Genomic DNA, 20,068 nt, shown 5'->3' with positions numbered 1-20,068 from the left:
TCAATGGTTTTCCGAAGAAAGTACTAACAGTGTGTTCGAGATATATGATCGTGGCCATGTCCCGCCAACCACAGGCGGCGGCGCTGCCGTCGGGGGCGTCCACCGTGCTCCGCAACCTCAACGAGCGCTCCGTCGTCGTACAGCTCCTGCACGACACCCCGCTGACCCGCGTCGACCTGGCCGAGCGCACCGGCCTGGCGCTGCCGACGATCAGCCGTGCCGTGGCGAACCTCGAACGGTCGGGGATCGTGCGCGCCACCGGCCGTGACACCTCCCGCAAGGGACCCGCCGCCGCGCTCTACGAGGTCCGCCCGGCCGGCGGCGGTCTCGCGGCGGCCGTGTCCGTCACCTCGGTCGGCCTCGTGGTGTCACTGCTGGGCCTGCGCGGCGAACGGGTGGCCCTGGTGGAGGCCCCCGCCGAGCGGGTGCCCGGGGGCGCCCCGCTCCACCTCCAGGTGCGGGGGCTGCTGGATCGCGCCCTCGCCCACGCGAGGGCGTCCCGCCCGGAGGTATGGCACGGCGTCGTCTCGGTGCCGACCGTCGTCGATGCGGGCGGTGTCCTGCACCGCGACCTCCCCTCGGCGCTGCCCGCCTTCGACCAGGCGTCCATCGACGCGATCGTCGAGCTGTTCGGGGGCGCCGCCACCGTGGAGAACGACGTCAACCTCTCCGCCCTGGGCGAGCGGGCCGCGGGCGTCGCCCGTGACGTCGACGACTTCGTCTACATCTCCGTGGGGCGCGGACTCGGCATGGGTGTCGTCATGCACGGCGAGATCCACCGGGGGGCCACCGGAGCGGCCGGGGAGATCTCCCGCATGCCCCTCGGCCACCGCTCCCTCGACGATCCGGGCATCCGCGACTCCGGACGGCTGCACCACTCGGTCACCGAACAGGCCCTCGCCGAGTACGCCACGGCGGAGGGCCTGCCGGAGACCGGCCCCGACGCGGTGTTCGGCGCCGCCGCGCGCGGCGACGAGCGGGCCGTCCGGGCCGTCCGCCGGGTCGCGCGGCACCTCGCCGGCGCCGTCGCGGTGACCGCCGCCGTCCTCGACCCGGCCCTGGTCGTGCTGGGAGGGACCGTAGGAGGCAGGCACGCCCTGCTCGACCCGGTCCGCGCCGAACTCGCCCGGCTCGTCAAGACCGCGACGCCGGTGGTCTCCTCCGCGCTGGGGGCGGACGCGGCGCTGCGCGGCGCCGAGGCGGTCGCGTCGAGCCGGGTGCGCGACGAGCTGCTGCGCCGGGTCAGCCCGGCGGGCGCCGCGGAACGCTGATCCCCGGCCCCCCGGCGCCCGGCCCGGCGGGCGCCGCGGAACGAAACCCCTGTGCGCGGCGGCTCCACCGGTCCGGATCAGCGCGGCGACGCCGGAGCGGGGCTCCGGGGACGAGCGGCGCCCGGCAGGCCGAGGGCCGCCACCACGCCCCCGTCCGCGGCGTTGCCGAGCCGTACCGTCCCGCCCGCCTCCGCGACCGCCTGGGCCACGATCGCCAGCCCGAGACCGGAGCCCGGCAGGCCGCGCGCCGCCGGCGAGCGCCAGAAGCGCTCGAACACGTGCGGCAGTTCGTCGGCGGGGATACCGGGACCGTGGTCGCGCACGGTCAGCTCGCCACCGCGCAGGCGCACCTCGACCCGGCCGGGACCGAACTTGGCGGCGTTGTCCAGCAGGTTGAGCACGGCCCGCTCCATCAGGGAGGCGCTGCCCTCGGCGTACCAGGAGTCGAGCTCGGCGGTGATATCCGCACCGCGGAGGACGGCCCGCTCGACGGCGGCCCGGACGACCTCGTGGAAGGCGAACTCCACGTGCGGCTCGTGGTCCCCTTCCCCCCGGGAGAGCTGGAGCAGGTCCCCCACCAGGGTCGACATCTCCTCGAACTGGGCCTTGAGGCCGGCCAGCAGCCTGCGCTTCGGCTCGGGGGCCAGCGGCCGGCCGGTCTTCTCGCTGCGCAGCAGCAGGTCGACGTTGGTGCGCAGGCTGGTGAGGGGGGTGCGCAGCTCGTGCCCGGCGTCGGCGATCAGCCGCCGCTGCCGTTCGCGTGAGCCCGCCAGCGCCGCCGTCATCGCGTTGAACGAGGCGCCGAGGCGGGCGATCTCGTCGGTGCCCTCCACGGGGATCCGGGTGCCGAGGTCCTCGGTCCTGGCGACGTGCTCGACGGCCTCGGCCAGCCGGCCGACCGGGCGCAGCGCCGTACGGGAGACCAGCAGCCCGGCCGAGGCGGCGCCGACCACGCCGAGGGCGGCCACACCGGCGAGGATCCAGGCGAGCGTGGTCAGCGTGGACTGGAACTCGGCCAGCGGCCGCGACTCCATCACGGCCAGGCCCGACCCGGCGCTCGTGGTGAGCACCCGCATCGGGGTGCCGTCCTCGGCGGCGCCGTCCCGCAGCGTCCGCGTCCCCTCGGGGGCGGCGGCCAGGGCGCGGTCGGCCGGGGTCACCGTGACGGCGAGCCCGCCGACGACGCACCTGCCCCCCCGATCGTCGATCACCTGCACCGGGAGGACCCGCGGCGGCCTGATGCGTTCCTGGAGCGTGTCCGGGCCGGAGCCGGGCAGATCGGGCAGCGGGGGGAGGGCGGGCAGGCGGCCCGCGCAGTAGTCCTGCATCCACTGGGCGCCCGCCGGGGGCCCCTTGGGCTTCTCCAGCAGGGAACGGTCCACCTGGTTCAGCAGCGCGCCGCGGACGATGAACCAGCAGGCGCCCGCGCACACCGCGATCGCCAGCGCGACGGCCGCCGCGACCAGCAGGGTCAGCCGCGAGCGCAGGGAGCGGCGTCTCACGGCGCGGCCCGAAGGACGTAGCCGACGCCCCGGACGGTGTGGATCAGCCGGGGGCGGCCGCCCGTCTCGGTCTTGCGGCGCAGGTACATGATGTAGACGTCGAGGGAGTTGGACGACGGCTCGAAGTCGAAGCCCCACACGTCGTTGAGGATCTGCTCGCGGGTGAGCACCTGCCGCGGGTGCAGCATGAACAGCTCCAGCAGCAGATACTCGGTGCGGGTCAGCTCCAGCCGCTCGCCCGCCCGGGTGACCTCCCGGCCCGCGGTGTCCATCCGCAGGTCGCCGCAGGCCAGCACGACGCCGCCGGGGCCGCCGGGGCCGGGTGCGGCGGGGACGGCCAGGGCGCCGCGGCGCAGCAGCGCCCTGACCCTGGCCAGCAGCTCGTCCAGCTCGAACGGTTTGACGAGGTAGTCGTCGGCCCCGGCGTCCAGCCCGGACACCCGGTCGCCGACGGCGTCGCGGGCGGTGAGCATGAGCACCGGCACGTGGTTGCCGGCCGCCCGGAGCCGCCGGCACGCGGTCAGGCCGTCCAGGCGGGGCATCATCACGTCCAGCAGCACCAGCTCGTACGGTTCCCCGGCGAGGACCGACAGCGCCTCCTGGCCGTCCGGGGCGACGCCGACGTGGTAGCCCTCGAACTCCAGGCTGCTCTGCAGCGCCTCCCTGAGCGCGGGCTCGTCGTCCACGACCAGCACCCGCGCCGCCCTGCCGTCACCCATGGCCCCCACGCTAGACGCCCCACATGAGAGCCGGATGAACGCCCGCCCTCTCCCCCGCTCCCCGTCCGCCCCTCCCCCGGTTCCCGCTCCCTCGGCACCGGAGACCCCCGGTGTCAGGGGACCCCCGGTGCCGGGACCTCCTCCAGGGCCAGGGCCCGGACCGGGCAGAGCCGTACGGCGCCGCGCAGGCGGGCGGGACCGACCCGCGCGGCGGCGTCGCCGTCCACGGTGACCAGCCCCTCCTCGTCGGCGTCGAAGACCTCGGGCAGGGCGAGGGAGCACTGCCCGGAGCCGATGCACCGGTCGCGGTCGGCGGCCACGCGCGCGGCCGTCACCATGCCACCCGGAGCGAGTGCAGGCCGAAGATGGGGCCGCCGTACTTGAACGGCAGCTCGGCGTCCTCGCCGACGACGCGCAGGCCGGGAATCCGCTCGAAGAGGGTGCGGTAGGCGATCTCCAGCTCGGCGCGGGCGAGGTTCTGCCCGAGGCACTGGTGGACGCCGTAGCCGAACGCCAGGTGGTTGCGGGCGCCGCGCCGGATGTCGAGCTCGTCGGGCCGGTCGAAGGCGCGGGGGTCGCGGTTGGCGGAGGCGCCGAGCACGAAGACGCCCTCGCCGGTCCGGACCTTCTGACCACCGATCTCCATGTCCTCGGTGGCGACGCGGTCGAAGGCGACCCAGTCGACGATCGAGTGGAAGCGCAGCAGTTCCTCGACGGCGTCCGGCCAGCCGGCCGGGTCGGCGCGCAGCGCGTCGAGCTGGACGGGGTGGCGCAGCAGCGTCAGGACGCCGAGGGGGATCATGTTGGCCGTGGTCTCGTGCCCGGCGATCAGCAGCAGGAACGCCATGCCGACCAGCGCGTCGTGGTCCAGCTCGCCGGTCTCGCGGCGCGCGGTCACCAGCCGCCCGATGAGGCCGTCACCGGGCGAGCGTTCGGCCGCGGTGACCAGGCGGTCGAGGTACTCCCAGATCTCGATGCCCGCGGCGCGGGCGGCCCGCATGTCGTCGAGGGCGGCGGTGACCATCGCGCGGGTCCTGGACTGGAAGAACTCGTGGTCGGCGTAGGGGACGCCGAGGAGGTCGCAGATCACCAGGGACGGCACGGCGAGCCCGAACGCCTCGACCAGGTCGGCCGGGGAGCCCTTGCCGAGCATGTCGTCGATGAGCCGGTCGACCACCTCCTGGATGCCTGGCCGCATCTCCCTGATGCGCCGGACGCTGAACTCCGGGATGAGCATCCGCCGGTAGACGTCGTGCTCGGGAGGGTCCATGTCGATGAACTGGCCGGCCTGGAACCTCGCGAACGCCCGCCGTTCCTCCTCGGAGGGCTGCTCAGCGGACAGTTTCGTGACGGGGTGGCCGGGGGTGGCCGGGGAGGTGCTGATCCGGGGGTCGGTGAGCACCCGCTGCGCCTCGGCGTGCCGGGTGACCAGCCAGACCGGTCCGCCGGGCAGCTCCGCCTCGACGAGGGGGGCCTGCTCGCGGAGCTCGGCGTACTCGGCCGGGGGCGCGAAGGGGCAGGTGCGCGGAACGGGGAAGCTCTGGGCCATAGTTGTACTCCTCACGAGCCGGGCCACTGAACTTACTTACATGAAAGTAAGTAAAAGAGGGCACGGCCGTCAAGCATGTCCCGGAGAAAGCGCGAGGGAAGTGGCGGAACGGTGATGGGTGCCCGGCGCAGCGACACCAGGGAACGGATCCAGCAGGTCGCGCTGGAGCTGTTCGCCGAGCGGGGATACGAGAAGACCTCACTGCGGGAGGTCGCCGAGCGGCTCGACATCACCAGGCCCGCGCTGTACTACCACTTCAAGGCCAAGGAGGACATCCTCAACGGCGTCATCGAGGATCTCACCGCCTCGATGGAGGAGATCGTGGAGTGGGCCGGCGCCCAGCCGGGCACGCCCGAGGCCAGGGTGGAGGTCCTGCGCCGGATCGCCGCGCTCCTGGAGGACCAGTGGCGGCCGCTCGTCCGGTTCGCCCAGGTCAACCAGGACGTCATGGCGGGGCTGCCGGCCGGTGAGGAGATGCGGCGGCGCATGATCGCGCTGATCTCGGTGCTGAGCGGTCCCGGGGACGACCCCGTCCGGCAGTTCGAGGCGCGTCTGGCGGTGATCGCCCTCATCCTGGGCACCGTCCCGCTGTCGATCTTCGGCATGGACCTGCCCGAGAAGGAGCAGTCGGCGACGGCGCTGACCGTCGCCACGAGACTGGTCACCGGCGGCTGAGCCCCGGCGGCACACCGTACGGCCCGCCCACCGGTCGCCGGGGCGCGCCGAAGGCCCCGTCCTGAGCGGGAGCGCGCTCAGGACGGGACGACGCTCAGGGCGAGACGACGCTCAGGGCGAGACGACGCTCAGGACAGGACGACGCTCAGGGCGGGACCGCGCTCAGGACAGGACGGCCATGGCGGCGTTGTGGCCGGGGATGCCGCTGACGCCGCCGCCGCGCCGGGCGCCCGCGCCGCAGAGCAGGACGCGCTCGAAGGCGGTCTCCACCCCCCACTTGCCCGGCTCGCCGTACGGCCACGACAGGTCCCGGTGGAAGATGTGCCCGCCGGGCAGTCCCGCCTCGTCCTCCAGGTCCACCGGGGTCTTCACCTCCAGGCACGGGCTCCCGTCGGGGGCCCGCAGCAGGCAGTCCTCGATCGGCTCGGCGAGCACGGAGTCGACGGAGGCGAGGGTGGCCCGCAGCGCGGCCTCGCGCGCCCCGGCCGGGTCCTCCCGGAACAGCCGGGCCGGCATGTGCAGGCCGAACAGGGTCATCGTCTGCGCCCCGGCGGCGCGCAGGCCGGCGCCGAGGATGGACGGGTCGGTCAGCGAGTGGCAGTAGACCTCGGCCGGGGGCAGGGCGGGGATCCGCCCGGCGGACGCCTCGGCGTACGCGCGGGCGAGCAGGTCGCGGCCCTCGTTGATGTGGAAGGTGCCGCTGAAGGCCGCCACCGGGTCCACCTCGGCGTCCCGCAGGCGCGGCAGCCGGGACAGCACCATGTTGACCTTCAGCTGCGCCCCCTCCGGCGCGATCCCGTCGCCGCCGAGCAGCCGGGCCAGCACGGCCGGCGGCACGTTGGCCAGGACCCGCTCGCCGCGCACCGTGTGCTCGCCACCGGCGTCGCGGAAGGCGACCTCGCCCGAGGCGGGGTCGACGGCGAGGACCTCGGCGCCGGTCAGGATCTCGGCGCCGGCCGAGCGCGCCGCGTCGGCGAGGCCGCCGGAGACCGCGCCCATGCCGCCGACCGGGACGTTCCAGTCACCGGTGCCGTCGCCGATCACGTGGTAGAGCAGGCAGCGGTTGGCCAGCAGGCCGTCGTCGCGGGGGTCGGCGAAGGTGCCGATCAGGGCGTCGGTGAGCACCACCCCGCGTACGGTGTCGTCGGCGAAGCGCTCGTCCACGACCTCGCCGATCGGCCGCTCGAACAGCTCCCGCCACGCCTCCTCGCCGACGAGGCCGCGCATGGCCTGGCGGTCCATGAGGGGACGCAGCAGGGTGGGCGCGACGCGTCCGGCGACGCGCCCGGTCAGCGCATAGAAGCGCCGCCAGGCCGCGAGGTCGGTCTCACCCCCGGTCACCCGGGCGAAGGAGGCCGCGGTGCGGGCCTCGTCGCCGTGGTCGACCAGCAGTCCGGTGTTCCCGACGGGGGTGTAGGAGGCGTAGCGGCGGCGGCGCAGCTCCAGCCGGAGCCCGAGGTCGGACACGATCTTCGAGGGCAGCAGGCTGACGAGGTAGGAGTAGCGCGACAGGCGGGCGTCCACGCCGGGGAAGGCCCGCGCCGACACCGCGAGGCCGCCCACGTGGTCCCGGCGCTCCAGCACCAGGACGCGGCGGCCCGCGCGGGCGAGGTAGGCGGCGGCGACCAGGCCGTTGTGGCCGCCGCCCGCGATCACTGCGTCATACCGGGAACGGAACACTCGTCATCCCTCGAAAGGCTCTCGGAGGCGGTGGGGGGCGACGCCCGGCCATGTCCGGCACCATATAGCGAAGGTGACAAAACGGTCTATAGGTCACTTCTCATTGCCGCTCAGACGGTAAGGCGGGTACCTCTCCGATGGGAGGCAGGTGTCACCCGCCGCCGGCCTCCCGCCGCCGGCCTCCCGCCGCCGGTGGGAGGCGTCGGCCCCGGAAGGGGAACGGGGCCCCGGCCACGCCCCGCACCGCGCCACCGGCGCGCGGACGTGGCGTTCCCGGCGGTTCCACGGGTGGACGTCCCTCCTGGACGGCCGTAACGTGATCGTCCCGGAAGCAGCAATCCCGGTTACACCGTTCCAAAAGGGCGACGAGCCGGCCCGCACAGGGAGACAGAGACCGCTCATGAGTACCACCCAGCAGCCCATCGAAAGCGTGCTCCGACCGTCCGGCGAGGTGGCCGAGGCACTGGAACGGGGCGCCCCGGTCGTGGCACTGGAGTCCACGATCATCTCCCACGGCCTGCCCCAGCCCCGCAACCTGGAGGTCGCGGCCGAGCTGGAGCGGATCGTCCGGGACGCCGGGGCGGTGCCCGCGACGATCGCGGTGCTGGACGGGGTGGCGCGCATCGGCCTGGACGAGGGCGGGCTGGAGCGGATCGCCACCGAGCCGGGGCTGCGCAAGCTCGGCTTCCGCGACCTGCCCGCCGCCGCCGCGCTGCGGGTCAGCGGCGCGACGACGGTGTCGGCGACCTCGTTCCTCGCGGCCCGCGCGGGCATCCGGGTCTTCGCCACCGGCGGTCTGGGCGGCGTGCACCGCGGCTGGGTCGAGACCCAGGACGAGTCGGCCGACATCGACATGCTGAGCCGTACCCGCATCACCGTCGTCTGCGCGGGGGTGAAGTCGATCCTGGACGTGCCGGCCACCCTGCAGCGGCTGGAGACGCGCGGGGTCACCGTCGCCGGTTTCGGCACCGGCGAGTTCCCCGGCTTCTACCTGCACACCTCCGGCGAGCGGGTGGACTGGCGGATCGAGACCCCCGAGGAGGCGGCGGGCGTCATGCGGGCCCAGGACGCGCTCGGCGGGCCGGAGACCGCGCTGATCGTCGCCAACCCGGTGCCGCGCGACCGGCAGCTCGACCCGGCCCTGCACGACCGGGTGCTCGCCGAGGCGCTGGAGGCGGCCGAACGGCAGGGCGTCAGCGGTCAGGCGATCACCCCGTTCCTGCTGGACTACCTGGTCAAGGGCACCGACGGCGCCTCCCTGGAGGCCAACCTCGCGGCCGTGCGGGGCAACGCCCGCGTCGCCGGGCTGATCGCGGCGGCGTGGAGCCGGGGAAACTGAGGAAACCGTGAGCACAACCGGCCTGCTGGTCATCGGTGACGTGGTCACCGACGTCGTCGCGCTCCACGGGGGCACCGCCCTGGCCCACCTCGCCGTCGGGACCGACACGGCCGCCGACATCGTGCTGCGTCCGGGCGGCTCGGGGGCCAACACGGCCTCCTGGGCCGCCCACCTGGGCGCCGACGCGCGGATCCTGACGCGGGTCGGCTTCGACACGGGCGAGTGGCACGCCGCCGAGCTGCGGCGCCGGGGGGTGCGCCCGCACCTGCGGGTGGACCCCGAGCGGCCGACCGCGGTGGTCATCGCCATGGTCGACGTGACCGGCGAGCGTTCCATGCTCACCAACCGGGGCGCGGGCGGGCACATCGGCACCGACGACTGGGACGAGAGCCTGCTCGACGGGGTCGGCCACCTGCACCTCTCGGGTTACACGCTGTTCGCCGAGCCGGGGCTCCAGCTCTCCCGGGTGGCCCTGGCGGAGGCCGCCCGGCGCGGCGTCACGGCCAGCGTCGATCCGGCCTCGACCGGGTTCCTGCGGTCCTTCGGCGCCGAGCGGTTCGTCGAGGAGACCCTGTCCGCCCGGATGGTCATCCCGAACCTCGACGAGGCGCGTCTACTCACCGGCGAGTCCTCCGCCGAGGGCGCCGCCGAACGGCTGAGCCTGCGGTACGGCGCCGCCGCCGTGAAACTCGGCTCCCGGGGGGCGCTGATGGCCCGCGGCGGAAAGTTGACCGCCCGGGTTCCCGGACTGCCCGCGGAAGTGGTTGACTCGACCGGGGCCGGTGACGCGTTCGCCGCGGGCCTGTTGACCGCCCTGCTGAGAGGGGCTGACGACGAGGCCGCGCTGGACGCGGGACGCCGGGCCGGGGCCGAGGCGGTGACCGCCGTCGGCGGACGGCCGCGCGTCTCCGGGTCCGAAGTGGGTACCAACGAGCTTTATCCTCTTATCACCAATTGATAGCTTGCGGCGTAAGCTGCACCATTAGCCACATGCGTCACTTTGGGGAGGTTGCGGTCCACCGATGGATGCCGATTCATCGATCTGCCTGAGTGATCTGGTACCGGCCCTGCGCTGGAGCAGGCCGCAGCAGGTCGCCGAAGCCCTCTCCGATCCCCGCCTGCCCGCCGGCTGGTGGTCCTCGGTCACCCTCACCAAGGCCCTCGGCACCGCCGGGCTCGACTGGATCTGCGACCGGCTCGCCCGGCTCTCCGTGTCGCGCTGGGATCACCTGCCGCTGAGCGACGTGCTGCCCGCCCTGCACGTGCACACCGTCGATCCCACCCTGCCCGGATGGCCGGAGCCGGCCCGCGCGGCCATCACCGCCCTGGGCGGCTGGTCCCGGCTGCGCCGGCTGACCTCCGCCGACCTGGGCGGCACGCCCGGCCAGGCCGGCCCCGAGGCCGTGGTGACGGCCGTGTTCCACGAGGTGCTGGGACGCGTTCCCGGGATCTCTGCGGTCTCCGGGGTTCCCGGGCTCGCGGAGCAGGCCGGGACCGCTGCGGGAACGACCGCGGAGAACCGTACGGCCGAGCGGACGGCCGCCCCGGCGGCGACCCCGGCGACCTCGGCGGCCCCCGAACGGCAGGCCCCGGCCGCGCCGTCCACGCCGGCCGCGCCGCCCGCCGTCTCGGTGCCCGCCCAGTCCCCCGCTCCCGGCGCGCCGCAGCCCGCCGCGGCGGCCATGCCGCAGGCCGAGCCCGTCGCGGCGCAGGCGCCGGCGCGGCCGCAGGTGGATCTCAGCGACTACCCGCTGGTCCGCCTGGTGGAGAACATGTTCCGCGACTGGAACCCGCTGGAGCTCGCGGTCGCCGTGGAACGGTTGTTCGCCGTCGACCCGATCAGCCTGCGCGCGCTCGCCCACAGGCTCAACGCCGGCCGCGACGCCCTGTCGGCGGCCCAGCGCACCGCCGAGGAGCGCATCCTGCTGTGGCTGCGCTCGCCGGAGTCGGCCCCGCTCACCGGTCACATGTTCGGGCTCACCGAGTGGCTGGGCTCGGCGGCGACCGAGGAGCAGCTCATCGCGGCCGACCCGGCGCACCCGGTCGAGGTCCCCACGCTCCGCACGCCGCTGTGGCGGGTGCTGGTCACGCTCATGCCCGACCGGCGGCTCCAGGACGGCTGGCTGGTCGTCGGGGATCTCGGCGGCCTGCGCGACCGGACCCGCCAGCTGCTGGCCGGGCAGCCGTCCGACGCCGACGTGGTCGCGCTCATGGAGCGCCAGCTCGGCATCCGCGCCCACTCCGCCCCGGCGTGGCTGGTCGCCCTGAACAACTCCCCGGCCGGGAACCAGGGCTCCCCGCAGCAGGGCGGCGCCGGCTCCCCCGGCCAGGGCGGTCAGCTCCCGCGCCGCACCCCGGGCTCCAACGCCCACAACAACCATCGCGGCGGTCAGCCGATCCCGCAGGTCAACCCCGGCTCCATCGACCCGCGCGCCGCGCTGGCGACCCTGTCGGCCCTGTCCGGCAACGGCCGCCCGCACCTGGTCTCCAGCCGGCGGACCCCGCTGCACCCGCCGTCCGGTCCGCCGAGCTCCTCCGGTCCGGGCACCGACCCGAGCCGCTGGCAGCGGATCGAGGTGACCAGCGAGCACCTGCGGGGCGGCCCGGTGGCGGTGCCCGAGGGGTACGCCACCAGGCTCGGCATGCGTCCGGGCACGCTCCTGTCGGTGACCGGCCCCGGCGACAACGCGGTGGTGCTGGTCTGGCGCGACCAGCCCGTCTTCGACTCGCTCCAGCCGGTGCTCATGCGCCTGAACGCCCGGCCGGGCGACCAGGTGTACGTCACCGTGGACGGCTACCGCCTGGAGGCCCAGCTCCCCGGCTGAGCCTCCCCCGGCCCGCCCGGGCCCTTTTCACGGCCGGGCGGGCCGTCTCAGACGGTCACGGCCTCGGTCCGGCGGCCCCGCCGCCACAGGCCGTCCACGGCCAGCGCCCCGCCGCCGCTGAAGCCGATGGCCAGGGCCGCCGCGGCGAGGGCCAGGACGAACTCGTATCCCCCCTTGTCGGCCGCGAACCCGTTGGCCCCGTGGACGAAGACGATCGCGCCGGCCATGTCCAGGGCGAGCAGGACGCCGAACACCGGCAGCGCCGCGCCGACGATGAACGCGATCCCGCCGACGACCTCCAGCACGGCCACCGCCGGGGCCGCCAGGCCAGGCAGCGGGATCCCGATCTGCTCGAAGAACGCCGTCGTCCCGGAGATCCCCATGGTGGTGAACTTCTGCCACCCGTGGACGAGGAAGATCACTCCGATGCCGATCCTCCCCAGCAGCAGGGCGAAGGGCCGAATCCTGTCGAGCATTGCCACTCCTCTGTCAGTTCGAATTTGAACAACAACCTAGCCGCTGGTTCAAATTTGAACAACCCGTACACTGGGTCCGTGAAGGACACCCCATGGCTGAGCGAGGCCGAGATGGGCGCCTGGATGGCCTATCTCACCGCCTCGCACATGCTCGAACGGCGCATCGAGGAGCAGCTGAAGGCCGACTCGGGGCTGACCCACGCCCAGTACGAGATCCTCGCCAAGCTCTCCGCCGCCCCCGGGCGCCGCATGCGCATGACCGAGCTCGCACGCAGGGCCGTGGTCTCCAAGAGCGGGCTCACCTACCAGGTCGGCCGGCTGGAGAAACGCGGTCTCGTCGAGCGGGCGGCCTGCCCGTCCGACGAGCGGGGCGTCCTCGCCGTGCTGACCGACCAGGGCATGCGCTGCCTGGAGAAGACCGCCCCCGGCCACGTGGCCGTCGTCCGCGCGTTCCTGATCGACCGGCTCACCCCCGAGGAACTGGCCGGCATGACGCGGATCATGTCCAGGGCCGCGGCGGCGATGGCGTCACCCTCCGAGGCCGGGGCCAGGGCCGGGGCCGGGACCGGGACCGGGACCGGGGCGGACACGGCGGGCACGTAGGCACGCAGGCACGCGAAAGCCCGCCCCGCGGCGCCGTGGGGGCCGCGGGACGGGAGCCGGTACGGCCCGCGCGCGGGGGCGCGTGGTCCGCGCGAGCCGTACCGGCAGGGGCCGCGCCGCCGGGTCAGGCGGCGGCGCAGCCGACCGAGGCCGGCGCGCCGGAGGTCCCGGGCGCGTTGCCGGTGAAGCCGAAGGACGTGGTGCCGCCGGAGGGGAGGGCGCCGTTGTAGTCGACGTTCTTCACCGTGACGGCGGAACCGCTCTGGGTGTACTTACCGCTCCAGAGCTGGGTGATGGTCTGACCGCTGGGGAAGGTCCAGTTCACCGTCCAGCCGTTGATGCTCTGCCCGCCGGTGTTCCGTACCGTCACCTCGGCCTGGAAGCCGCCCTGCCAGGAGCTGACGACCTTGTAGTCGGCCGTGCAGGTCCGGTCGCCGGGCGGAGGCGTCGTGGGTGTCTGGGTCGGGGTGGAGGTGGGGGACACCGTGGGCGTGGGGGTCACCGTGGGCGGGACGGTGGGCTGCGGCGCCGCCATGGCCAGTTCGTAGGCGCGCTGCGGCACGAACTGCCCGGCCGGGCCGATGCAGCCGTCCGACTCGCCGGGAAGCTTGATCCAGAGGAACGCGTCGATCGCCGAGTCGCCGGTGCTGGTCGTGCTCGGCGTGCCGATCGCCCGCCCCCCGGGGTCGCACCACTCGCTGCCCTGCGGGCCGTTGCCGTTGCGGCTGGTGTCGATCACGGCGCGCAGCCGGGAGATCCCGGTGGCGGAGATGATGTTCTTGGCGTACGCGACCTCGGTGGAGGTCCAGCGGTAGTTGGAGACGTTGAGGGAGAAGCCGTCACCGCTGTCGGCGATGCCGGCGGCCCTCAGGCGGGCGGCGGCGTCGGAGGCGGACAGCCAGCCCGAGTGGCCGATGTCGAAGTAGACCTTCGCCGCCGACGAGGCGGCCTTGAGCTTCTTGCCGGCGTACGCCATGGAGGCGTTGGTCTCCTGCTGCTGGGACGAGTTCATGCAGCTCGTCATGATCGGCAGGACGTCGGGCTCCAGGATGATCGACGCGGGGCGTCCCTGCAGGCCCGCGGCGACCTCGTCGATCCACTGCCGGTAGGCCGTGTGGCTCGGCGCGCCGCCGGCGCTGGCGCCGCTGCAGTCGCGGTTGGGGATGTTGTAGACCACCAGGATGGGCGTCTTGCCGGCGCTCGCGGCGGCGCCGACGAACGCCGACACCTGGCCGCGCACGGTGGAGGTGTTGGTCGTGGTGAACCACCGGGCCTGCGGGACGGCGGCGATCCGGTCGCGGATGACCGGCGCGCGGGAGTCGCCGGGGTTGGCCGCGACCCACTTGGCCGCGCCGGTCTCCGGGTCGACGTAGAAGGGGGAGTCGGCCGCGGCGGCACCGGAGGCCAACGACGCCACGGACGCCGCGACGCCGGTCGCCACGGCCAGGGCCGCGCCGAGCGCGGCGAGGATCGGCCTTCTTCGCATGGGGACTCCTTGAGCAGGGGGTGGGAGCGCTCCCACATTAACGAGTCCGTCTCCCCCGCCTCCAGTGAACACGGTCCGTCCCTGCCGTCCCGCACCCCCGACCTGCGACTACGACCCCCGTAACCGTTGAAAGTTTCACTTCTCCCCGAAGACGAAGACCACGGCCCGGCCGCAACCGACGCCATGCGCGACCCCGGCCCCGTCACCGTCCTCGCCTCGGATCCCGACGACCTCGCCGTGCTCTGCGGCCGGGGAGCCGGCGTCGTCAAGGTCTGACGGCGCGCGCATCCGGATCACCGCGGAGCCCTCTTCCCATGCACCCGGTGCGACCGATAGATGGCACCATTTATCCCATTCGCACCAGGGAGCTCATGTGTTCGGAATCGTTCGGCCGTGCCGGCACGGGATGTGCGGCGGGCTGTTCAAGGAGTGGATGGCGCACCTGTGCGGGCTCTGCCTCGCCCTGCGGGACGAGCACGGCCACGCCGCCCGGCTGGTGACCAACTACGACGGCCTGCTCGTCTCGGTCCTCACCGAGGCGCAGGCGACCACCCCCGCCGCGCGCCGCCGGGCCGGGGCCTGCGCCCTGCGCGGGTTCAAGGGCGCCGACGTCGCCGAGGCCGAGGGGGTACGGCTGGCCGCGGCGGTCTCGCTGATCCTGGCGGCCGGCAAGGTCGCCGACCACATCGCCGACGGCGACGGCGCCTACGCCCGCCGCCCCGTGGCCCTCGCCGCCGGTAAGGTCGCCGCCCGCTGGTCCGCCGCGGGCGCCCGTACGGCCGGCGACCTCGGGTTCGTCCCCGAGCCGCTGCTGCGCGCGGCCGAGGCGCAGGCACGGCTGGAGAGCACCCCGGGCCTGGGGCTCCTGGAGCTCACCGCGCCCGCCGAGGAGGCGGTCGCCGCCGCCTTCGGGCACACGGCGCTGCTCGCCGGGAAACCGCACAACCGCGAGGCCCTCATGGAGGCGGGACGCCACTTCGGCCGCCTGGCCCACCTGCTCGACGCGGTGGAGGACCTGGGCGGCGACCGGGCCTCCGGCGCCTACAACCCGCTGACGGCCTCCGGCACCGATCTCGCCGCCGCCCGGCGGCACGCCGACGACGCGCTGCTCGGCCTGAAACTGGCCGTGGCCGACCTGGACCTGGAGCGGCGCACGCTGGTGCGGGCGCTGCTGGTGAAGGAGACCCGGCGCTCGGCCGACCGCGTCTTCGCCCTGGCGGGCCGGGAGCGGCAGGAGGTCCCCGGGGTGCCGGGGCCTCCCGAGGCGCCGCCGCGCGACCCGCGCCTCAAGCCCGACCCCGGGGGCCTGCTGTCGATCGCGTGCGCCGCGATGACCTGCTGCACCTGCGGGCTGTACCGGCCGCCGTGGGACGAGGAGCGCTACAAGTCGTGCTGGGACCGCTGCGACTGCGGCTGCGACGGGTGCCCGGACTGCGGGAGCTGCTGCGACTGCTGTGATTGCTGCAACTGCTGCGGCGACGACGGCTGCGGTTGCGACGGCTGCGGCTGCGACTGCTAGCCGTACGGAACACCCGCCGCCGTCTCAGGCGCATCGGCTACGTGCGCCACGTCAACGAGCCGGTGGCCGGAGCGGCGCTCCGGCCACCGGCGCCGGCGCGGTGGCTCAGAGGTCGGCGAGGCCCAGTTCGCGGCTGATGAGCATGCGCTGGACCTCGCTGGTGCCCTCGCCGATCTCCAGGATCTTGGCGTCGCGGTAGAAGCGGCCGACCGGGTACTCGTTCATGAAGCCGTACCCGCCGAAGATCTGCGTGGCGTCGCGGGCGTTGTCCATCGCGGCGTTGCTGGAGACGAGCTTGGCGATGGCCGCCTCCTTCTTGAAGGGCTCCCCGGCCAGCATCCGCTCGGCGGCGTGGTAGTAGGCCAGGCGGGAGGTGTGGGTCCTGGCCTCCATGTCGGCGATCTTGAACTGGATGGCCTGGTAGTGGCCGATCGGGTGGCCGAACGCCTGGCGCTCGCGGACGTAGCGCAGGCACTCGTCCACGCAGCCCTGGGCCAGGCCGACCGAGAGGGCGGCGATGGCGACGCGGCCCTCGTCGAGGGTCTGCAGGAACTGGGCGTAGCCCCTGCCCCGCTCGCCGAGCAGGTTGGCCACCGGGACCCGGCAGTCGGAGAAGGACAGCTCGCGGGTGTCGGAGGCGTTCCAGCCGACCTTGGAGTACTTCTTGGAGACGGTGAAGCCGGGCGTGCCCGACGGCACCAGGATCGTGGAGATCTCCGGCCTGCCGTCCGGGCGGCTGCCCGTGATGGCGGCCACCCCGACGACGCCGGTGATGTCGGTGCCGGAGTTGGTGATGAACGCCTTGGAGCCGTTGATCACCCACTCGTCGCCGTCCAGCACGGCGGTGGTGCGCATGCCGCCGGGCACGTCGGAACCGCCGCCCGGCTCGGTGAGGCCGAAGGCGCCGAGCGTCTCGCCCGCCGCCAGCCGGGGCAGCCACTCGGCGCGCTGGGCGTCGGTGCCGAACCGGTAGATCGGCATCGCGCCCAGCGACACCGCGGCCTCCAGGGTGATGGCCACGCTGGAGTCGACGCGGGCCAGCTCCTCCAGGGCGAGGCACAGGGCGAAGTAGTCGCCGCCCATGCCGCCGTGCTCCTCGGGGATCGGCAGGCCGAACAGGCCCATCGCGCCCATCTGCCGCACGATGTCGTAGGGGAACTCCTCGCGCTCGTAGAAGTCCCCGATCACCGGGGCGACCACGTCGCGGGCGAACGCCTCGACGGTCTTGCGCAGCTCCTCGTACTCGTCTCCGAGCTTGGGCATCGTCATCACTCCTTGACGTCGTGGCCGGCCGCGGCGCCGGTGGGGGTCTCCCCCAGCGCCTGGACGACCCGGGAAGGGCTGGGACGGCCGAGTCGCGCGGCCAGCCAGGTGCTGGTCTCCACCAGCGAGGCGAGGTCGAGACCCGTCTCGACGCCGAGGCCGTGCAGCATCCACACCAGGTCCTCGGTGGCGAGGTTGCCGGTGGCGCTCCCGGCGTACGGGCAGCCGCCGATGCCGCCGGTGGAGGCGTCGACCACGGTCACGCCCGCCCGCAGCGCGGCCAGGGTGTTGGCCAGGGCCTGACCGTAGGTGTCGTGGAAGTGCACGGCCAGCCCGGAGGGCCCGCCGAACGCGCCGATCAGCGCGGTGACGTGCCCGGGGGTGCCGACGCCGATCGTGTCGCCGAGCGACAGCTCGAAGCAGCCCATGTCGAGCAGCCTGCGGCCGACCTCGACGACCTGGCGGACCGGGGTGGGGCCCTCCCAGGGGTCGCCGAAGCACATCGACACGTACGCCCGCACCCGCAGGCCGTGCTCCAGCGCCCGCGCCACGACCGGCTCGAACATCTCGAACTGCGAGGCGAGCGTCCGGTTGAGGTTGCGGCGGGCGAAGGTCTCGGTGGCGCTGGCGAAGACCGCGATCTCCTCGACGCCGTGCTCCAGCGCCCGGTCCAGGCCGCGCTCGTTGGGGACGAGCACCGGGTAGCGCACGCCGGGGACCTTCTCGACGAGGCCCAGCAGCTCGGCGGCGTCGGCGAGCTGTGGCACCCACCTGGGGTGCACGAAGCTGGTCGTCTCGATCACCCGGTGCCCGGCCGCGACCAGCCGGGCGACGAACTCGGCCTTGACCTCGACGGGCACGACCGCCTTCTCGTTCTGCAGCCCGTCGCGCGGCCCGACCTCGTAGACCGTGACCCGGTCGGGCAGCCCGGCCTCCCGGACCGCGTACGGCTCACGCATCACGCCTCCCGTCCCGCCGTCGTGCACGGCTCGCGCATCGGCTTCCGCTCCACCGCGTACGGCTCACGCATCGGTTTCCGCCCCGCCGCGTACGGCTCGCGCATCGGGTTCCGTCCCGCCGTGTACGGCTCGCGCGTCACCGCCGCTCCTCCTCGTCCCGCGGCCGGACGACCGCCAGCACGGCGTCCATCTCGACCGCCTGGCCCGCCCGCACCGGCAGCTCGGCGACGACGCCGGCGACCGGCGCGGTCACGGTGTGCTCCATCTTCATCGCCTCGACGATGACCAGCGGCTGGCCCTCGGCGACGCCCTCTCCGACCCCGGCCTTGACCACCAGGACCGTGCCGGGCATGGGGCTGCGGACCACCCCGTCGGCCGCTCCGCCCGCGCCCGCGCGGTCCCCAGGGTCGCCGAGGTGGTGGCGGGTCAGGGCCCAGGAGGCGCCGTCGCGGCCCAGCCAGACGGTGTCGCCGTCGCGGGCGACGGCGTAGCGCCTGCGGACCCCGTCCAGGGTGACGAGCAGGTCGTCGCCGTCCAGGACCAGCGTCGCCCGCACGGCTCCGGCGTCCTCCGGAGCCCCGGCGGCCCCGGCGTCCCGGCCCTCACCGGCCCCACCGGCGGCCGGGCGCACCTCGGCCCCGGCGGGAGACCCGGGGAGCCCGCGCACCCGCACCTCGGTCACGCCGTCGCGGCTCTCCAGCCGCCACGCGGTCCACGCCGCGTCCCCGAGCCGCCAGCCGTCGGGCACGTCCCACGGGTCGGCCGGCATGGCGGGCGTCCGCTCGTGGTGCAGGAGCAGGGCTGCGGCGACCGGCACGTCGGCGGGTACGGCTCCGCCCGCGGCGAGCTCGCCGAGATGGCGCTCGACCAGACCTGTGTCGAGGGCCCCGGAGACCACCTCGGGGTGGGTGAGCAGGGCGCGCAGGAAGGAGACGTTGGTCGGCACGCCGAGAACGACCGTCCCGGCGAGCGCCCCGTCCAGCCGCCGCAGCGCGCTCGCCCGGTCGGGACCCCAGGCGATCACCTTGGACAGCATCGGGTCGTAGTCGCTGCCGACCGTCCCGCCGGTCATCAGGCCGGAGTCGACCCGGACGCCCTCGGGCTCGCGCAGCGCCAGGACCCGGCCGCCGGTCGGCAGGAAGCCCCGGGAGGGATCCTCGGCGTAGACACGGGCCTCCACTGCGTGGCCGCGCAGCCGCACCTCCTCCTGGGTGAGCGGCAGCGGCTCGCCGGCGGCGGCCCGCAACTGCAGCTCGACCAGGTCCAGGCCGGTGACCAGCTCGGTGACCGGATGCTCGACCTGCAGGCGGGTGTTCATCTCCATGAAGTAGTAGTCGCCGGTGGCGCCCTGGACGATGAACTCGACGGTGCCGGCGCCGACGTAGCCGACGGCCCTGGCCGCCTCGACCGCCGCCGCGCCCATGCGGGCCCGTGCGGCGTCGTCGAGCAGCGGGGACGGCGCCTCCTCGATGATCTTCTGGTGACGGCGCTGGAGGCTGCACTCGCGCTCGCCGAGGTGGACGACATTGCCGTGCGCGTCGGCCATCACCTGGATCTCGATGTGGCGGGGGTTGTCCACGAACCGCTCGATCAGCAGGGTCGCGTCGCCGAACGCCGCGGCGGCCGTACGGCGGGCCGACGCCAGCGCCTCGGGCAGCTCCCCGGCGGAGCGCACGAGCACCATGCCCTTGCCGCCGCCGCCCGCGGACGGCTTGATCAGCGCGGGGAAGCCGACCCGCTCGGCCGCCGCGACGAGGTCGTCGCCGGGTTCGGCTCCGCCGGGCACGACGGGGACCCCGGCCGCGGCCACGGTCTCCTTGGCCCGGATCTTGTCGCCCATGGCCTCGATGGCCCCGGGCGGCGGGCCGACGAACACCAGCCCGGCCTCGGCGCAGCGCCGGGCGAAGACGGCGTTCTCCGCCAGGAACCCGTATCCGGGGTGGACGGCCTGGGCGCCGGTCGCCTCGGCGGCGGCCAGGATCCGGTCGATGTCGAGGTAGCCGCCGCCGAGGCGGACCGCGACGTCGGCCTCGCGGACGTGCCGGGCGCCGGCGTCGGCGTCGCTGTACACGGCGACGGAGCGGACGCCGAGCCGCCGGAGCGTCCGGATGACGCGCAGGGCGATCTCGCCGCGGTTGGCGATCAGGACGGTGTCGAACATCCCGGGCCCGGCCCCGGGGCGGGCGGCCCCCGGGCCGGTCG

General features: G+C 74.4%; 19 protein-coding genes. 8 read left to right on the top strand and 11 right to left on the bottom strand.

Annotated features, from left to right (window positions below; all coding sequences use genetic code 11):
* The first annotated feature begins 56 nt into the window (after positions 1–56).
* Positions 57–1,271: an ROK family transcriptional regulator gene (locus ACZ6W9_RS07850; RefSeq protein WP_389960924.1), complete on the top strand. Its 1,215-nt coding sequence runs from the start codon at positions 57–59 to the stop codon at positions 1,269–1,271.
* A gap of 77 nt (positions 1,272–1,348) precedes the next feature.
* Here the strand turns inward: ACZ6W9_RS07850 and ACZ6W9_RS07845 are convergent, their stop codons facing one another.
* The 4 genes from ACZ6W9_RS07845 to ACZ6W9_RS07830 all read right to left on the bottom strand — a co-directional run bounded on the left by ACZ6W9_RS07845 (position 1,349) and on the right by ACZ6W9_RS07830 (position 5,041).
* Positions 1,349–2,773 carry a HAMP domain-containing sensor histidine kinase gene (locus tag ACZ6W9_RS07845; protein WP_470116928.1) on the bottom strand — a complete coding sequence of 475 codons (1,425 nt, stop codon included), beginning with the start codon at positions 2,771–2,773 and terminating at the stop codon, positions 1,349–1,351.
* Positions 2,770–3,492 (bottom strand): response regulator transcription factor, encoded by a 723-nt coding sequence (locus tag ACZ6W9_RS07840; protein WP_389960920.1) that lies wholly within the window; start codon positions 3,490–3,492, stop codon positions 2,770–2,772. Before ACZ6W9_RS07840 ends, ACZ6W9_RS07845 begins: the two co-directional genes overlap by 4 nt.
* Before the next feature lie 113 nt (positions 3,493–3,605).
* The gene (locus ACZ6W9_RS07835) at positions 3,606–3,827 is read right to left on the bottom strand and encodes a ferredoxin (protein WP_389960918.1); all 222 of its coding nucleotides are present in this window, start codon (positions 3,825–3,827) and stop codon (positions 3,606–3,608) included.
* The gene (locus tag ACZ6W9_RS07830; protein ID WP_389960916.1) at positions 3,824–5,041 is read right to left on the bottom strand and encodes a cytochrome P450; all 1,218 of its coding nucleotides are present in this window, start codon (positions 5,039–5,041) and stop codon (positions 3,824–3,826) included. Before ACZ6W9_RS07830 ends, ACZ6W9_RS07835 begins: the two co-directional genes overlap by 4 nt.
* Before the next feature lie 114 nt (positions 5,042–5,155).
* On the opposite strand from ACZ6W9_RS07830, the gene ACZ6W9_RS07825 reads away from it, so the two are divergent.
* Positions 5,156–5,716 carry a TetR/AcrR family transcriptional regulator gene (locus tag ACZ6W9_RS07825; RefSeq protein WP_389960914.1) on the top strand — a complete coding sequence of 187 codons (561 nt, stop codon included), beginning with the start codon at positions 5,156–5,158 and terminating at the stop codon, positions 5,714–5,716.
* Between the two features lie 162 nt (positions 5,717–5,878).
* On the opposite strand, the gene ACZ6W9_RS07820 is transcribed toward ACZ6W9_RS07825, so the two are convergent.
* The gene (locus ACZ6W9_RS07820; protein ID WP_389960912.1) at positions 5,879–7,396 is read right to left on the bottom strand and encodes a phytoene desaturase family protein; all 1,518 of its coding nucleotides are present in this window, start codon (positions 7,394–7,396) and stop codon (positions 5,879–5,881) included.
* Between the two features lie 400 nt (positions 7,397–7,796).
* Between ACZ6W9_RS07820 and ACZ6W9_RS07815 the strand changes: the two genes are divergently transcribed.
* The 3 genes from ACZ6W9_RS07815 (at position 7,797) to ACZ6W9_RS07805 (ending at position 11,560) form a co-directional block, all read left to right on the top strand.
* On the top strand, positions 7,797–8,735 hold the full coding sequence (locus ACZ6W9_RS07815; protein WP_470116927.1) for a pseudouridine-5'-phosphate glycosidase: 939 nt from the start codon (positions 7,797–7,799) through the stop codon (positions 8,733–8,735).
* Positions 8,736–8,742: 7 nt separating this feature from the next.
* Complete coding sequence (locus tag ACZ6W9_RS07810) at positions 8,743–9,693, top strand: carbohydrate kinase family protein (RefSeq protein ID WP_389960908.1); 951 nt, start codon at positions 8,743–8,745, stop codon at positions 9,691–9,693.
* 64 nt (positions 9,694–9,757) lie between these two features.
* Entirely contained in the window at positions 9,758–11,560 is a 1,803-nt protein-coding gene (locus ACZ6W9_RS07805; RefSeq protein WP_470116926.1) for a hypothetical protein, read from the top strand.
* A gap of 47 nt (positions 11,561–11,607) precedes the next feature.
* Here ACZ6W9_RS07805 and ACZ6W9_RS07800 read toward each other — a convergent pair whose 3' ends face one another.
* Positions 11,608–12,036, bottom strand: a complete 429-nt coding sequence (locus ACZ6W9_RS07800; RefSeq protein ID WP_389960904.1) for a DoxX family protein — start codon at positions 12,034–12,036, stop codon at positions 11,608–11,610.
* A gap of 78 nt (positions 12,037–12,114) precedes the next feature.
* Here ACZ6W9_RS07800 and ACZ6W9_RS07795 point away from each other — a divergent pair, with 78 nt between their 5' ends.
* Complete coding sequence (locus tag ACZ6W9_RS07795; protein ID WP_470116925.1) at positions 12,115–12,639, top strand: MarR family winged helix-turn-helix transcriptional regulator; 525 nt, start codon at positions 12,115–12,117, stop codon at positions 12,637–12,639.
* Between the two features lie 124 nt (positions 12,640–12,763).
* Here ACZ6W9_RS07795 and ACZ6W9_RS07790 read toward each other — a convergent pair whose 3' ends face one another.
* Complete coding sequence (locus ACZ6W9_RS07790) at positions 12,764–14,125, bottom strand: glycoside hydrolase family 6 protein (protein ID WP_470116924.1); 1,362 nt, start codon at positions 14,123–14,125, stop codon at positions 12,764–12,766.
* Between the two features lie 126 nt (positions 14,126–14,251).
* On the opposite strand from ACZ6W9_RS07790, the gene ACZ6W9_RS07785 reads away from it, so the two are divergent.
* Both ACZ6W9_RS07785 and ACZ6W9_RS07780 read left to right on the top strand, forming a co-directional pair.
* Positions 14,252–14,401: a hypothetical protein gene (locus tag ACZ6W9_RS07785; protein WP_470116923.1), complete on the top strand. Its 150-nt coding sequence runs from the start codon at positions 14,252–14,254 to the stop codon at positions 14,399–14,401.
* Positions 14,402–14,498: 97 nt separating this feature from the next.
* Positions 14,499–15,644, top strand: coding sequence for a DUF5685 family protein (locus ACZ6W9_RS07780; RefSeq protein ID WP_470116922.1), 1,146 nt, complete (start codon positions 14,499–14,501; stop codon positions 15,642–15,644).
* A 105-nt stretch (positions 15,645–15,749) separates the two neighbouring features.
* On the opposite strand, the gene ACZ6W9_RS07775 is transcribed toward ACZ6W9_RS07780, so the two are convergent.
* Genes ACZ6W9_RS07775 through ACZ6W9_RS07760 form a run of 4 tightly spaced genes read right to left on the bottom strand, consistent with a single transcriptional unit; the run spans position 15,750 to position 20,027 of the window.
* Positions 15,750–16,913, bottom strand: coding sequence for an acyl-CoA dehydrogenase family protein (locus ACZ6W9_RS07775; RefSeq protein WP_470116921.1), 1,164 nt, complete (start codon positions 16,911–16,913; stop codon positions 15,750–15,752).
* Positions 16,913–17,866, bottom strand: a complete 954-nt coding sequence (locus ACZ6W9_RS07770; RefSeq protein WP_470116920.1) for a hydroxymethylglutaryl-CoA lyase — start codon at positions 17,864–17,866, stop codon at positions 16,913–16,915. The genes ACZ6W9_RS07775 and ACZ6W9_RS07770 overlap by 1 nt, the downstream gene beginning before the upstream one ends.
* Positions 17,866–18,006 carry a hypothetical protein gene (locus ACZ6W9_RS07765; RefSeq protein ID WP_470116919.1) on the bottom strand — a complete coding sequence of 47 codons (141 nt, stop codon included), beginning with the start codon at positions 18,004–18,006 and terminating at the stop codon, positions 17,866–17,868. The genes ACZ6W9_RS07770 and ACZ6W9_RS07765 overlap by 1 nt, the downstream gene beginning before the upstream one ends.
* Entirely contained in the window at positions 18,003–20,027 is a 2,025-nt protein-coding gene (locus ACZ6W9_RS07760) for an acetyl/propionyl/methylcrotonyl-CoA carboxylase subunit alpha (RefSeq protein ID WP_470117188.1), read from the bottom strand. The genes ACZ6W9_RS07765 and ACZ6W9_RS07760 overlap by 4 nt, the downstream gene beginning before the upstream one ends.
* Between the last annotated feature and the right edge of the window lie 41 nt (positions 20,028–20,068).

It is taken from the genome of Streptosporangium sp. NPDC053982 (assembly GCF_055585205.1).
The sequence above is the reverse complement of the archived record's forward strand: the minus strand, read 5'-3'. Positions and strand labels throughout refer to the sequence as shown.

What these genes read in the sequence shown, in the direction of transcription:
- ACZ6W9_RS07775 (WP_470116921.1), bottom strand. Translation starts at nt 16,913, where the DNA reads ATGACGATGCCCAAGCTCGGAGACGAGTACGAGGAGCTGCGCAAGACC.
- ACZ6W9_RS07850 (WP_389960924.1), top strand. Translation starts at nt 57, where the DNA reads ATGTCCCGCCAACCACAGGCGGCGGCGCTGCCGTCGGGGGCGTCCACC.
- ACZ6W9_RS07760 (WP_470117188.1), bottom strand. Translation starts at nt 20,027, where the DNA reads ATGTTCGACACCGTCCTGATCGCCAACCGCGGCGAGATCGCCCTGCGC.
- ACZ6W9_RS07770 (WP_470116920.1), bottom strand. Translation starts at nt 17,866, where the DNA reads ATGCGTGAGCCGTACGCGGTCCGGGAGGCCGGGCTGCCCGACCGGGTC.
- ACZ6W9_RS07800 (WP_389960904.1), bottom strand. Translation starts at nt 12,036, where the DNA reads ATGCTCGACAGGATTCGGCCCTTCGCCCTGCTGCTGGGGAGGATCGGC.
- ACZ6W9_RS07805 (WP_470116926.1), top strand. Translation starts at nt 9,758, where the DNA reads ATGGATGCCGATTCATCGATCTGCCTGAGTGATCTGGTACCGGCCCTG.
- ACZ6W9_RS07790 (WP_470116924.1), bottom strand. Translation starts at nt 14,125, where the DNA reads ATGCGAAGAAGGCCGATCCTCGCCGCGCTCGGCGCGGCCCTGGCCGTG.
- ACZ6W9_RS07815 (WP_470116927.1), top strand. Translation starts at nt 7,797, where the DNA reads ATGAGTACCACCCAGCAGCCCATCGAAAGCGTGCTCCGACCGTCCGGC.
- ACZ6W9_RS07825 (WP_389960914.1), top strand. Translation starts at nt 5,156, where the DNA reads ATGGGTGCCCGGCGCAGCGACACCAGGGAACGGATCCAGCAGGTCGCG.
- ACZ6W9_RS07840 (WP_389960920.1), bottom strand. Translation starts at nt 3,492, where the DNA reads ATGGGTGACGGCAGGGCGGCGCGGGTGCTGGTCGTGGACGACGAGCCC.
- ACZ6W9_RS07830 (WP_389960916.1), bottom strand. Translation starts at nt 5,041, where the DNA reads ATGGCCCAGAGCTTCCCCGTTCCGCGCACCTGCCCCTTCGCGCCCCCG.